Annotated in this window: 17 protein-coding genes; all 17 read left to right on the forward strand. The window is 39.6% G+C overall.

The window, feature by feature from the left end; genetic code table 11:
* Positions 1-45: 45 nt before the first annotated feature.
* The 17 genes from L3068_RS23475 to L3068_RS23555 all read left to right on the forward strand — a co-directional run bounded on the left by L3068_RS23475 (position 46) and on the right by L3068_RS23555 (position 14573).
* Entirely contained in the window at positions 46-219 is a 174-nt protein-coding gene (locus L3068_RS23475; protein ID WP_001176645.1) for a hypothetical protein, read from the forward strand.
* 63 nt (positions 220-282) lie between these two features.
* The gene (locus tag L3068_RS23480) at positions 283-1410 is read left to right on the forward strand and encodes a DUF3150 domain-containing protein (protein ID WP_000174396.1); all 1128 of its coding nucleotides are present in this window, start codon (positions 283-285) and stop codon (positions 1408-1410) included.
* 76 nt (positions 1411-1486) lie between these two features.
* Entirely contained in the window at positions 1487-3493 is a 2007-nt protein-coding gene (locus L3068_RS23485; protein ID WP_000762700.1) for a VWA domain-containing protein, read from the forward strand.
* A 72-nt stretch (positions 3494-3565) separates the two neighbouring features.
* The gene (locus L3068_RS23490) at positions 3566-3787 is read left to right on the forward strand and encodes a hypothetical protein (RefSeq protein ID WP_000192120.1); all 222 of its coding nucleotides are present in this window, start codon (positions 3566-3568) and stop codon (positions 3785-3787) included.
* 113 nt (positions 3788-3900) lie between these two features.
* A complete protein-coding gene (locus L3068_RS23495; protein WP_000220379.1) occupies positions 3901-5133 on the forward strand; it encodes a DUF7146 domain-containing protein in 1233 nt (410 codons plus the stop codon).
* A 269-nt stretch (positions 5134-5402) separates the two neighbouring features.
* Entirely contained in the window at positions 5403-5924 is a 522-nt protein-coding gene (locus tag L3068_RS23500) for a hypothetical protein (RefSeq protein WP_001011130.1), read from the forward strand.
* Between the two features lie 78 nt (positions 5925-6002).
* Complete coding sequence (locus L3068_RS23505) at positions 6003-6881, forward strand: hypothetical protein (protein ID WP_000762003.1); 879 nt, start codon at positions 6003-6005, stop codon at positions 6879-6881.
* Between the two features lie 69 nt (positions 6882-6950).
* Positions 6951-7886 (forward strand): hypothetical protein, encoded by a 936-nt coding sequence (locus L3068_RS23510; RefSeq protein WP_000691119.1) that lies wholly within the window; start codon positions 6951-6953, stop codon positions 7884-7886.
* 68 nt (positions 7887-7954) lie between these two features.
* Positions 7955-8875 carry a hypothetical protein gene (locus L3068_RS23515; RefSeq protein ID WP_044704555.1) on the forward strand — a complete coding sequence of 307 codons (921 nt, stop codon included), beginning with the start codon at positions 7955-7957 and terminating at the stop codon, positions 8873-8875.
* A 66-nt stretch (positions 8876-8941) separates the two neighbouring features.
* Positions 8942-9880 carry a hypothetical protein gene (locus L3068_RS23520; protein ID WP_000472041.1) on the forward strand — a complete coding sequence of 313 codons (939 nt, stop codon included), beginning with the start codon at positions 8942-8944 and terminating at the stop codon, positions 9878-9880.
* A 171-nt stretch (positions 9881-10051) separates the two neighbouring features.
* A complete protein-coding gene (locus L3068_RS23525) occupies positions 10052-11008 on the forward strand; it encodes a hypothetical protein (RefSeq protein ID WP_000149830.1) in 957 nt (318 codons plus the stop codon).
* 263 nt (positions 11009-11271) lie between these two features.
* Positions 11272-11547, forward strand: coding sequence for a hypothetical protein (locus tag L3068_RS23530; protein WP_001004200.1), 276 nt, complete (start codon positions 11272-11274; stop codon positions 11545-11547).
* Positions 11548-11591: 44 nt separating this feature from the next.
* A complete protein-coding gene (locus L3068_RS23535) occupies positions 11592-12182 on the forward strand; it encodes a hypothetical protein (RefSeq protein ID WP_000578891.1) in 591 nt (196 codons plus the stop codon).
* A 7-nt stretch (positions 12183-12189) separates the two neighbouring features.
* Positions 12190-12447, forward strand: a complete 258-nt coding sequence (locus L3068_RS23540; RefSeq protein WP_001371933.1) for a hypothetical protein — start codon at positions 12190-12192, stop codon at positions 12445-12447.
* 73 nt (positions 12448-12520) lie between these two features.
* On the forward strand, positions 12521-13057 hold the full coding sequence (locus L3068_RS23545; RefSeq protein ID WP_000107167.1) for a hypothetical protein: 537 nt from the start codon (positions 12521-12523) through the stop codon (positions 13055-13057).
* A gap of 16 nt (positions 13058-13073) precedes the next feature.
* Entirely contained in the window at positions 13074-13520 is a 447-nt protein-coding gene (locus L3068_RS23550) for a hypothetical protein (protein WP_000549069.1), read from the forward strand.
* Positions 13521-13610: 90 nt separating this feature from the next.
* On the forward strand, positions 13611-14573 hold the full coding sequence (locus L3068_RS23555; protein ID WP_236904884.1) for a DNA replication terminus site-binding protein: 963 nt from the start codon (positions 13611-13613) through the stop codon (positions 14571-14573).
* Positions 14574-14581: the final 8 nt, after the last annotated feature.

Consider the following 14581-nt stretch of genomic DNA (forward strand, 5'->3'; position numbering starts at 1 on the left):
GCTACCATTGCTATAGCAAAAAACGGAACTAATTTTACTGGACTTATGCAACTGAATAACGACTATTCTTTATTGTTTTATCATGATGGTAAAATAAATATGGAAGGTCTAATTAAAGAAATGGAATTAAAAGGTTATATGTATCAGGGAGCAATGGGCAATGATGATGTTGCCGCTGAGTTTCCCGGTATTCTTTTAATTGCACCAGAGAAGCTTTAATATCAACCCTATCGGGAAATCTTTCCCGTTGGGGAGGGTTTCCCCTTTTTTTTGGAGAAACCCATGACTTTAAATACTTCAATGCTTAACAAAGTATCTGCAAAACAAATCTCTGAGAATTTTGCAAAATCATATCCAGATTTACTGGAAGGTGCAGTTATAACAAAAATTGAAATAAGTGGCTGTCAAGGATCGCGTCGAACCGATAAAATCGATTTGTCTTATGATGGAGATGATATTACGGATCAAAAAAGCGTATCTAAAAGCGAAGTACGTTGGATTGACATAAAAGCCCTTAGCTTCAAAAGTACGATTACCAGCAGAATATCAACCCTTTGCTCACGCTTGTGCATCCGCTATAGCAATATGTGGATTTTACCAGTTTCCAGTATGGAAGAGTTTCTGGAAGGGGCCCAAGAGATTGAACGAGAGTTTCAGGCAGGTATTCAAAACGTTGTAGACAATTATGAGATGCATATTGAGGCTGAAAAAAATAGAAGCCCAAGAATGTCTTCTTTGATTGATCAGTTGAAATTAACTAAAGATGATTTCATAAAATCCTTTAGATTTAATATTGCTCACTTTATTCCTTTTACGCCTATTAGCGTTGAAGGTGATGAAACCCAGGACTACTATCAGGAACAATTGATAACAGATCTGGCAGAAGAAGCAATGAGGGTTTATGAAAAAATTAGTAAAAATAATAATTTGCGCTCAAGTACTATTGACCGACTGAAGCAAATGCAAAATAAGATCATTAGCTTCATGTTTATACATAAAGAGGCGGCAGTACTTGCAGAAGCTATAAAACACATAATGAATAATTTACCTAAAGGTGCCATTTCTGAACCTCGCGACGTTGCGGTGTTACAGCAGTGGTTTTATTTCATGAGTGATGCTTCAATGTTAAAGCGTATTATTTCAGGAGAGCAAAAGGTTACTGACTGGTTGGAATCTATTACCAGATCATTTAATCAAAGCTCACAAACAGAACCGAACGCGCTACAGAACACAGGTATTGAAGCTATTTTAGATTCAACAAATGTGTTTCAGGTTGAACCTGTCGTAGAGAACGATATAAAAAACAGCACGTTTTCAAACACTGATTCTGTAGCTGAACCTGAGAAATCAGTTTCGCAACAGGAAGACAATGCTGAAAATGGTTTTGATATCGAGCTCAAAGGCTGGTAACTGTTTGCTTTATTAAAAACCCCAGATGGGTACTTCACCATCTGGGTGAGTACCCCTTTTTATAAAGAGGTATTCTATGAAATTAGATCTTAAATCATCGCCGCGCCATATTAAGCGTTTACAGAATATAGCAAAAGTCATTAGCGGCTTAGGCGATGTAAGAGTTGTAATAGACGACAATACCAAAGGACCGTATTTTGATCCTGTCAATAAAGTTTGTGTTTTACCAAACGGCGATTATAGCGATGATGACTTTGTCAGTCTGATTGAAGGTTTTACCTGTCATGAAGCTGGTCATGGTCGCTATACCGTCAGTGAGGTTTACAGTGACGCCTTTAATAGTGTTCTCATGTCATCTGAAGGGTTTACACGCTTCGATGACGGAATGAATGCAGAGTTTGAGAGCCTCGCTGAGAAACGTAAAGCTTATAGCAGGGCAAAACGTCTTACCGGGCTTATAAATCTGTTCGATGATGTACAGATGGAAGAGAAGGTTGGTAACGATTATCCGGATGCAAAGCGGCGGCTTGCAGCCACTTACGCACTGATGGTTAAAGCCGGAAGGATGACTCCTGATATATCTTCTCGTCCGGAAAATCCTGTCCTATTTATTGAGTGGTATCTGCTTAACTCATTGCGAGTAAAAGTCCTTCAGCAGGTAGGTCACAAAGAAACCCTCGATCCGTTTTTTGACTATGCCCAAAAGATACTTTCTCCAGTAATTTCTGATGTTGAGGAAATTTTTCATGATGCTCTTGGTTGTGAAAATACTCAGGGCTGTGAATCCCTTGCTCGTAAGACCCTGGCTCTTTTAGAGAGACTGCGGGATGAGGCAAAGGAACAACAGCAGCAGACAGAGCAGGAGGAGCAGGAGGCATATGATGAATCCGAGACCGATACCGATACCGAATCAGAAGATAAATCGCTTACGTCGACTGATAGTCGTGAGGATGATTCTGAGGACGATAGTGAAGGTCAGGCAGATACTTCCGATAACGCTGATCTTGCTCAAGAGGGATGTTCTGAGCCTTCAGAACTTGCTGAAGATAACGAGGGAAATAATGAACCCACCGGTGGCAATCCCACGGGTGATAACATTATTGAAGACGATACTGATGCGATTAACCCTTCCGAGAGTGAATCAGATGAAGCCAGTTCGACTAACGTTGAAGATGAAAGTAACTTTTCATCGGCTCAATGGGAGATACTGGCAGATTTGTTGGATGCCTTTCTTAGCAGTGATGAGGATAGCGAAGATTATCACGATGCTTTGGCTAAAGAGATTGAAGGTATTGCATCAAAAGTATCCGATGACGTGAAAGCCGAATTCGGTGCTTCTGAATGGGATATCCCTGATCTCCTTATCGATTTGAATGTTTACAATGAGGCTTTGTCTCTGAGTCATTCAATCGGTAGCGACTTGTCTGTTTTACAGCAGGTTAAAATGCGTGGCCGAAACAAAACTCATGAGCGTGGAATTACCTTCGATGGAAATCGATTAATTCTGTCACAAATGGGAGTTCGTGATGTCTTCAGAGCTCAAAGCGAATCTAAAAATAGAGGGCATGTTGGCCTCGTATTAGTTCGTGATATTTCAGCGTCAATGGCTAATGATGAAAGATATATTCATGCCATTAAGTCAGATCTTGCTTTATCGATGGCCGCTGAAAGTTTGTCAAAAATGCATGTCTCCAATATAGTTTTTCCCTTCAAGGAAAGTGAATTTGAGATTATCAAAACGTTTGATCAAAGCGTTGAGGAATCTCTATCGAAATTCACTCTTGGATGTAAGGGTTATTATACCCCTACGGGATCTGCTTTAATGGCAGCTGTTGATCTGTTACTTGACAGCCAATTCGATAGGAAAATAATTTTTCTTATAACTGATGGTTATCCGAATAAATCGGAATTTACTATCGTCGAAGTTATGGAAAAGGCTAAATGTAATGGAATAGAAATCGTTGGTGTTGGTATTAAGACTGATGAAATAATTGGTTTTGAAACGGACACTTTCGTAACAGTTGATGATACTTCTTTATTGTCTATTGAAGTCAGTAAGCTAGTTCATCAAATACTTTCTTAATAAACTCTACCCAATCGGGGCAAAAAGGCCCCGGTGGGTCTTTTTGCTCCATGAAGGAATAAGGAGCAAAATATGACTCAGATAAAAACTTACCGTGTAGAACATGAAAAAGTCGGTGCGATGCATAAAGTCCGTATTTTCGGACGTGTTGGTGAAGTTATAAGCAATGATAGCCCTCAGGAAAGAATCTTCCGCGAAGTCACTATAGCGGAGGGTAATAGCCAGCAGGCTGCGTTACTTGTAGATAACTACATACAGCGTCTTGAGAATAATGGCTTCACGACTGAAGCATAAATGTTGAGGGCCCCCGGGCCCTCTTTCTTAAATTCTGCGTTGTGGGTTTCTCCCTGTCTTCTGCACCGCAGAAGGCATTGAGAAACTCACAATGCCAGATAAGAGAGATCATCATGACTTATGCATCCCCGGCTCTTCGTCGTAAACCACAGGAAGTATCTGAACACTTTATTAAACTCGTTCATGCTCGAATTGCTGAAGTGTCTGGCTGGAAGTATATATTCGAAAGAATACCTGCTTTCAAAGACGCTTGTGCAAAAGCCCCGAGCCAGGTTCCTTGCCCGTTTACTGGCGCAGGGAAATCGAAGTTTCGTTTCCGACAAAAAGACCTTTATACCGGATGTGCGATCCATAATGACTTTCCGGTAAATGAGTTTTGCGACGGAATTGATGTTCTGGCGAAATATTATGAATTAAGTAAAACGCAGACTTGCAAAAAGATTCTCTCAGATTTTTTCGGGATGGATCTGCATGCTCCGTTAACTGACGCCGACATTGAAAATGAACGACGCTATAAATCAGCAGTTCGTGCCACAGAAACTCTTGACCGAGAGGAAGTGGCAAAGCGAATGCGAAAACTTGATGTGATGTATCACTATACCGGTGAAATAAAGCCTAATACTCCTGTTGCTTTGTACCTCCGTAATCGTGGGATCTCCCGCTTACTGAGTCACTTACCAAAGGATTTAGGCTTTAATAACCGGATCTACTATTGGGATAAAGATAAGCAGAAATCGATTATCTATCCGGGAATGATTGCAATCTATCGTGACACCCGAGGTCGGCCTCTGACTATCCATAGAACATACGTAGACAAAAACGGTGATAAGGCACCTGTAGAAAATCCAAAGCTGATGATGAAGCCTCCTGCCGATATGACAGGTGGCTCAATTCAGTTGTTTGACCCTCACTATGATTCAGGTAGTTCGACCTGGACACTGGGAGTGGCTGAAGGGATCGAGAATGCGCTTTCTGTTGTAGAAGCGACTTCAACACCATGCTGGGCAGCCAGCTCCGCATGGTGCCTTGAAAACGTTACTGTTCCTGATTTTTTACTGCCTCCGCCGGATGTAAAATATATAAACTTTTATATCTGGGCGGATAAGGATATTGCTAACTCACAAGGCACTCGTGCCGGTATCGAAGCTGCTCAGCGACTTCAAAGCCGCATGGTTGAGTTTTTGGCTAAACGATATCCCGCATCAAAGCTGACAATTGAAGTCTTCGAACCAGCACAAGATATTCCTGATGGGAAAAAGGGTATCGACTGGAACGATGTTCTCCAGTTAACAGGGCAGGATGGATTCCCGATTCACTGGGCTCCTGAATGTCTTAATCAGCTGTAACAACGATAACTCCCCCGCATTTTGCGGGGGGGGTTATCTTATCAATATTATTTTTTAAATTGTATTGATAAGATAACCGCTTTCCTTCGTGATAATTACCTGCCTTTAAGGTCTTTTCACGGCTGAGATGCTTGCTCAGTTAAATAAATGTGCGGTACTACTGGCTATGGTCGGTTGTATGACATGGTTATTCCATAAACTATTAAAACCCATAACGGGAGTATTACCGTTATGGTGATGCTCGTCGTTTTACATCGGAGAGCATTTTAATGAATTTTCAAACTAACGAAGTTTTTAATAAATTTGCTGCTGTTATAAAATCGCGCATCGTCAATGAACCATCGTCATGCTATTTGCTGCATGATAATGAGATAGATATAACGATTTTGAAACATGGCATATTAGAAAATGACAGAAACCTGTTGTACGTAGTTCGTCCTTCAGGAACGTGTTTGTTGCGTTGTGACAAATATTTCTATCCGAAATATTATCTTCGTTGCCGTGGAGATTATAAGTCATTCATATATGTCCATCTTGATCTACATAGTGGTGAAGCTAAAGAAATCACATGGGAGCAAGCAGACGATATGCTGTCTAGTCCAGGAAAACCCCCATTAAAAGGAAATCTTGGACGATTTGAGTATATAAAAGTTGTGGTTGAGGACCTTCGTATTCGAGGTTACGCTGATTATCTTCCTGCGTATAATCTTGATGACCTTCGCCGTTTTGCCTTACAGGACGACCGCCCATCCCTTGTCAGATACATTGACAATGTAATGGCAACGGTCTGATTGGTTGCTAATTGATTTACATATTTTCCCTGATGGCCAACCTGCATCAGGGAGGCCTCAATAACGACTGGAGGCTGTATGAAGTTAGCTACGGACCTGGTAAAAGCTATTTTGATTAGAAATGGTGTTGAACCAGTAAATATAAGCGAATCATCTAAATTATCTTTGAAACAACCACTGACAGAACTTAAATTCAGTTTATATTTGCGAACTGAGCATTTATCTCACTTCCTACCCGGTTATGTTTATTCTATAAAAGAATGTCCACTGTCATATGACATCGGGATCGAAATTCAGAAAATCTTCGAAAGTTTACATTTGTTAAACGAAGAATTTGAATCCCTCGGTTTTGTTTCTGTATGGATAGAAATGCATCAAAGCATTTTTGAACAAAGTCGGTTTAAGAAAAGTAACTTTACTTTTCGGGAGGAAGAGGTCGAGCTTGCTAAAGGGCTTGTTTGTTCTCACAATTCACAAATAAGTAATGCGGCTTATTTCTGGCTTCAGCACTTTGAGGAGTTTATGATTTATGTTCGTAATAAGCTTATCGACCTCTTTCGAGAGGCCTATGACCTGATCCTTGGAATGCAGCAAGTATTTTTCATTCGGGAAAAGGAAGAGCTGTTGAAAACTATAAGTTATGGGGATGACCTGTATGAGGTGAAATTAATGGCGGCTGAGCTTTACTCTATCGAACAGAACTTAAAGTGTTCTGAATCGATAAGTACAAAATCTCAAGCTTCGGCATATATTAACCGCATCCGTGAGTTTGTGCGTTCGGGGTGGAGGCAGGGCTATATAGTCTGCCATCATAAGCGAAGTAATCAAATCTCATCATTGTCATTACCGATGTACTTGAAAGATACGTCAGGCCGAAGTGCTCGAAAGCGAGTAAAACGTCTTATATCTTCTACAGTTTGTGGTAGAAATAAAGATTTAGGTCTTACAGATTTTTAATTAAATTATACCCATGTGGGGATCACACCCCATATGGGAGTGATCCCTTTTTTATTGAGAGAGGATCACATGAAAATTATCGAAAAAATCATTAATGCCTTTTTGGTTGTTCAACATAAAAAAATACAGGTTAAAAACATTACATTTTTAGACAATGGGCAGGGCATGTTCTCTGGTATGTCTTTTGATGCTGATGTTTCACTGGAGTTTATGTATGAATCAGCAAAAGCATATAGTTCTTGTTTCTGTGATATTCCCTTTCCAGGTTTTGAAGATGCAAATCTGGAGGAAATTACGAAATTTCAATTAGATGCTTTGAAGCAAAGAAAGAATCATTCTTTCATTGTTAACCATTTGAGGTTTCCTATAGTTTTAAGGGAAGGGTGCAAAATCGAAAGAGGAGAAGTCTATTCAATTTCGAATTGCACTTATAATAAAGAAAGATTGCAGTATCTTTTTTCTCAGGATATTTACGGTAAGTTGTATAATTCCTTAGAGAAAGAATTAAGCTCGTTTTTCTCATTTATCAATGTTGAGGTGCACGAGTTGTTAAAAGATGCTGTATGCTTTGCATTAAAAATCCTGAATAAGATATCTTTGGATACACCTGAAAGACTTATTAAAGCTTTTAATTATCGTGACTGGTATTGTAGTTACGATGTTGAGCTTTTTAGGAAAGGCTTACCTGGTCATATTCTGGAAGAGCTCATTGCTCCAGATATCTTACTTTCAGACCTTAACGGTTGTAGAAAAATACTTAGAAATGCAAAACGATTTCTAAATGGACATACAAAAACCAATTGTGTTTATATTAAATATGAATGGTGGTTGGGGCCTGTGGATACCTCACACTCAGCTAAGTTGATGTCTGACAAAGAAATTAACAACCGAAGTGACTTGAAGAATTTTTCAAAGGTCTTTTTCAAAGAGTGTTTAAGTTCTGGTAAGTCGGAATATGAAAACCATCTTAGTGAAAAAGAACATGCGCTTCGCTACAATTATTAATTAAAATTATTTTCTCCCATAGGGATTTCTCCCTTTGGGAGAAATCCCTCTATTAAGAGGGTATTTAAATGAATGCGATACAAAAGTTAGTTGAATCTATTCTTGTTAAAATGGGTTTTGTTGGCGCTGTAGTGGAAAATATATATTTGGATTCAAAACCATTTCGGCATATTCGATTTGTGGCTGATATTCCAGTAATATCTTTTCTACCTCATTTGGTGAAATATCTTAAGGGCGCAGACCATCTTTACTGTGGTAACGATGATTTGCATCCTCTTTTCATTTATTTTTCCGAAGCGGCTACATTAAAAGCAGGCCCTGTAAATCTCGCGAACTTTCGTTTTGAAGTTTCTATAGCTTCAACTCATTTACGACTGGTCTCAGAGCAGCCTGATTTGCTTATCAAAGGATTTAACCGGGATAATCTAGAATACGTTTATTACCGCTCAGATTTGGCCTCTAAGGATCTTATACTAGGCCTTGTTGAACACGGTTCTCCTTTCATAAAACATCTACATGGACTTATACAAAAGCGAATTTTAAACGAGTTCTCTCTGATTTTTTCTGTTCTTGAAAAGATTTTAGAAAGCGCGAAGCCACAAATTCTTGCTTGCTTCCATAGTGTTGATTATGAAATGAACGTAAAAATAATAGCCGAAGCTATACCTGAAACTGTATCTAATCAGATAGTCACATCTGATTATATAGTTAATTCTATATCAGATGCGGACAAGTTTATAAATCATGTTCGTCGCTATTTAGCAGGCAGGGTAATGAAGAGGCGGATATACGCTGAATTAGATGTTTGTGAAGAAACATCAAATATTTCACTAGTGAACTTAGGATGCTTTACGTCTCCTCTGCTCGTTACGGAATATCAAATGTTTAAGCCACACTCTTCAGGGTTATATCGAAAAGCTATAAACAACTCCTTAAAACAGTTCAAACCAGAAATGCATTTACCTTCTGAAGAACTCTTTTATAATTAATCTAACCCATCCGGGAACTTGCTTCCCGGTGGGAAGCACTTCCTTTTTAGTCATGAGGTAGTGTAAATGTTTAAAGAATCTGACCACGTGGAATTTGTTAGTGCCTTTCTTTATCAAAATTTAGGCCTTAATGTTCCCGCTGACGATATAACCGTTCAATTATCTGATACTTCGTTCGACAAAGTAACCTTTGATTACGATGTAGATATCGATAATTTAAATTGTATGTTGGATCTCTACATATCTGAACTAATAAAGCACAACGCATCTTACTCCGATTCTATTCTTTTGAAACAAAAAATAATTTATTTTCTTGGAGTATTTAAGAATTTCGGATTTTTTACGTTTGATATTCGCGGATATAGTAATACTTTAAGCCCAGTTAAAGTTATTGATATTGTTTCAATGATTATTAATGACTGTGAAGAGTTATCTAAAGCTAATTCTTCTACTGATGCTATAAGAAATCTTTATCTCGATAAAATGAAGGTGGATGGGAAAGTGTTAGTTGCGAAATTTGCACTTAAACAGTTTTTTCATTCCGACTTTGGTGACTTTATCTCATTTGTCGAGAAAAGAATTACAGATTGTCTTAATGAAACTTTAAGGATTATCAAAGCTGTTGAACATGGCTTTGTACGTGTTGGGCAGCATAAGATTAATCGCCGTATTAATGATGACTTAAAGTTATGCATTGATTTCAATACTGATGATTATCCGGCAAATATGCCAGATATATATATTAAGTTTAACGATACATTTGATGGGAACGGGGCGTTATATTGTGACAATGATGCCCTCATATCCCTCTATACCGATGTTGCTTCAATTATCAATGTGCCGGTGATGATGGAAGTAAGATTGATCAATAAAAGAGGGCGTGTTGTCTGTGATTCTTCGCATTCAACTTACGTATCTCTCGAAAGTAATGACCGATACAGAGTAACTGATCGCACATTACTAATAACTGAAGCTTTTGACGATTTTCGTAACGCGTCTCAATGATCCTTTTGCTTCAGTCCAAAAAAGTAACTTTGGTTGGCTGAAGACACTTGTCTATGACAATGTAAAATCTGTCGCTGGCATCTTCTTTTAGCTTAACCAAACTTTTATCTAACCCAGTGGGGAAGTCGCTTCCCTTCTGGGGCACTTCCTCTCAAATTTGAGGTAGTGTATATGACACATTCATCTGATGATAAAAACTATGTCCGAGCAGTTCTGAGCTATCTTGGCATAGATTTTGATGAGGCGGATATAGTATTAAGTGTTTGCCATTGTCAAAGTGACGAGCTTTCTTTTACCTGTAATATCAAAGCTATTGAACTCAAGAATGCTGTTGATTTATATGTCGATAGTATCTCTGAGAATGAAATAGAAGCTTTAAACAGAGAATCTTTAAAATCTCGACTCTGTTACTTTCTTGAGGTGTTTGACGCAGTCTCTGGTCAGTACCTTGAGATTTCAGGAAAACACTTTGCAACTAGCCGTTTTGAATATGATGATGTTTGTAGTGAAGTTCTTAGCATGTCTAATGATGTTTCTCAGTCGAAAGGTTATGACCGGGATGAATATAACAGACTGATGCAGGTTGATGGTCAGGTTATGATTGCCCGTTTTGCTTTGCAACAGTTCTGGGATACTCATTTTATTGGACTAATAACATTTGTATCTGAGTCTATAACATCGAGCCTCTATAAAGCTTATGAAACTTTTAGTGATATAAGTTTGGCTTGCTATAAACTGAGTGAATATTCTTATTCACGCTCTATCAACAGTGAATTGACCCTTAATATTTCACTTAAAGAAAATGACTTCTGTGAGGACCTATCTGATTGCTATATGGAAGATGAGGCTTTACCTTCTGGTAGGGTAATTTCTCGACGCAACAATGACTCCATAATAAGTATTTATGAGAGCTATGCTGCGGCTTCTTATATTCCGATGATTGCATCTTTGGAAGTCGTTGATGAATACGGCGAAGTGGTTACTGACCTCTGCCATACCGTTTATGTTTCAGAGTTAACCGGTGGGCGGATTAAAATCCACGACCGTAATGACTTAGTATCTGAAGTTTTCGATAACCTAAGAAATTTAAATCTTGCAGTTGGAGATTCAGTTTCACAAGCTGCTTGATTCTTTCCCTGATTTTGATTTTTTCTCACATACTCTTATGGCACGGTTTCCGTGCCTTTTTTTTGCCTCGCTTACAAGCGTCTACTCCTCTTCTACCTATCCCACCTTACATCACCACTTAAAATCTATCTTTCTAATTCCATTATCCTTTTCGTAGCCTCTAATGCTCTGGTATGAACATACTCTTTAAACTCAAAAAAGTGCTATTAACGAAAAAAAATCCCTAAAGAGATTTGTATACTGTTCTCAACCAAGGAGAGCTCATGAATGAACTAAAATCCAAAAACGAGAACAGTACCAAAAGCAACTTTCCCCCGGTTGATAATCAGTTTTGCTTTTACCATGTTGATTTCAGCATAGAACGACTACTTTCAACGGCCGAGGATCTCCAGTTTGAGTACATCTTCCAGAAACCTGGAAGTGAAGTAAGAAAGGATTTGGTTGAGCGATTCGAACGTGGAGAGCGCTTTGTTACAGCTTCACACTGTGACAATTTCTGTGAAATCCTTGGTTGTCAAGGCCATCAGGAAAATGCATAAACCCATAAACCTACATTTCCACTTTTAAGGATGTTCACTAAAGAATGATTGGAGAAAGTATTTTTGACTGGGTAATTTACGGAATATCCATTTTGATATTTGCCTCAGCACTAATTGAAGGAAAGACAACTCGCTACCCAGCACTTTTTTTCTATGGGAGTTTAATTTTAATGTTAATCCTGATAGTTGCTGGAGGCCTTAACTGGTGGTTCTACAGGTCAAAATATGGCGCAGTAATCGTTATCTTCACAGTGGTCTCTTTACTGATGACTCGATTCCGCCTGGTCATATATAAATTAAGATTAAGAAAGTTAGTTTCAGAAATCAGATTTCGTATAAAAACGGGTTTTCGTATAATTCTTGTTTTGTCGGATAATGAGGATGAGCGTAATGTTCTGCTGTCTATGCTTAGCAACGTATTGCCAGAGCAAACGCTTATTCACACGCGTGATGCTCTCGGACCTCATTCAGAGCCTATCCTAAAAGCTCTTGAGCTACATCATCAACAGGGAACAGGTTACATACTCGTCTGTGAACAACAAATCTCAGCGCGTACGTGGTTGAGTATCGTAGAAAATGGGAAACCTGATACATCTATAGCTGTTAATTTTCATTCGATCCCAGAAATGGAGTGATTTTTCAATGAGTAGAACCGTTTCACAAAGTGTCACAGAAGATTGTCTTTTTGATACCCGCACACAAGTCAGATTACAACTAAGTCGAAGCGTTCATAAAACGCTGGCATCTGCTAAAGAAATTTTACAGGGAAGGGGGGTTGATTCGGTCTCTATTGAAGATCTTGTGCGAGCCTGTCTTGAAGAGAACCAGCCAATTGATCTAGCCTCACTTTACCTTGAAAATCTCTTAAAACAGAAAGGTACCAGCATTTGCGATTTTTAGTGTTTTCAAACCTATTAGATAAAATGCCGGTTGTGTTTATATAACATCAATAATTTCATGCAACAGGTAAAACATGAGTACTCAAAAGCAACTTTCCAGAACTACCGGCACTGAACGTATGTTTAAGGAAGAGCTGGCGTTATCCTTAATTTGTTGGGTTTTCACCAGTCCTTTTACCAACTGGACCGATAAAGTCTTCAGTGGTATTGAAGTTCCGTCTGAAGGACCGTCATCATTACGGGGTGAGACAGAAAAATTCTTTCGTTTTGTCGTTAATGAAGAAGGCTACGACGCAGGAAGGGCTGCTATTGGTCTTGACCTATGTTGTTTTTCACTTCCGTTGTGTTTGTTCCCGGACGCTGCCCTGTCTGAGGAAGAGGTTATGAGTAAGTTAACCGGAGAAGTTATCCATGGAATTCTTCTTTCCTTACCTGAGTTTATTGATATGCCAGAAGTGCTCGCTTACCAGGTCAGGGATGAAATTCTTGCTTTTAACACTCGCTGTGGAGACGGGATCTTTCATGGTTGGAACACGGCTTCAGAATTGTGGAAGTTTGAAATCTTTCCCCGCACCACCATCATGATGCAGCATACTTCGGCAATACATTAAAATTAGGCGGGGCAGAATGCATAAAAAACTTTTTCTTCTCGAATGGAAACCCTGTCAGAGCCGCGTATGGGCCGGTTGGATGGCCCTGTGGTTGACTATCAGTTTTCTGATGTTATCTGCCTTGCTTATGACAGATCATCTCCTGAACAAAGTCATCCTGCCGCCAACATGGTTGTTGATCTGGTTTTCGCCAATGCTGGGGTTTTTGATAAAAGTTCGCGTCGTCGAAACTCAACATTTCCTGGAGCATGACCTCTGTGTTGCAGGTTTCTCTTTTTACCGCTGGAAGAGGTTAGTTTCTCCCGGGCTTTGGTCAGTTGACTGTATAAATGGTCGTTTTCGCCTCAATCGGATCACCCAGGTGGGTAAGACTATCCACTATCCATGGCGTCTCCATTATCATCCTTTGTTCATGAGCCCTATCGAACATAAATCGCATGCTGTGAAAGCTGTTTCAAAATGACTTCTTTAGAGGTTTACATGACATTTATGTTCTGCAAGGTCAGCCTGGGCAGCAAAATTGATTGGAAATAACATGAGCCTGGAGAAACGTATGAGTTATGACGATTTGCCCTATTTTCGTGACCAGATTCTGGAACGCATCGACTCGCTCAAGTGTTTTCTTTCGAACCCCCCCCCGATGATGGCAAACCTGATGACTGTCTCCACCGTATCTAGAACAGAAGAGCGCTTGAAGCAGGTTAAACCCATCAGGGTTAGTATTAAAGACGATGCTTCGGTTGAGGAAATTATTCAGGCACTTACTGACATCTGTGTGGATGACATAGAGTCATTAAGTCATGATTCCACCAAAGTAACCACTAAATACCCGGGTCTAATCATTGTCCCCGAAAGAGCAGATCTTCTCGAAAGCTTGATCACTTCTATAAACGAAGCAAAAAATGATTTTGCTGCGGCAATGAGGCGTATCGATAATAAAAAGAATGTCCGTTTTGATAAAGTGCACAAGAAGCTCCCGGGCCTTGTCGCTATGCACTCAACAAGAAATATCCTTTTCATCAAGTCCCAGCTTAAAAAAGTTACTTTTTCATGGCGGCTAAACCGAAACCAGGAAGTTAAAACAGCAGAGCAACTTGTGAGTTTGTTGGAGCGCAGGAGAGCCTCAGAAGTAAAAAATGTAGCAACTACCAATTTGAATGTCGTGTCTAATATCGATAAGGCTTTACACCGTCTTGAATTTCACCCACTGAAGCAGGGCGAATCTTATCGCCTTTGTCGAACTAACTCTTTCCCTGTTCCGATTGCTCACATTTTTGCATTTAGGCCTGAAGGGCAGGAACGAAACGGGAATAAATATGCTGAGACTGATTATTCAGTAGTAAAAGCATCCTTGCCCATTTTCGCAGCAGGCAACATACCTCAATTAAAAACGCTCTCTGACTGGGCTCCTGAAAACAGCCAGGGTCCGTCCAACCAACGGAAGCTGAGCCTGAAATATACAGAACTCGTGCCGGGGGCTGAGCTGGGCATTTTCATTGTCAGCCCCGAAAATTAAGGAACAAC

Source organism: Enterobacter cloacae complex sp. ECL414 (genome assembly GCF_021869685.1).
Lineage (GTDB): Bacteria > Pseudomonadota > Gammaproteobacteria > Enterobacterales > Enterobacteriaceae > Enterobacter > Enterobacter kobei.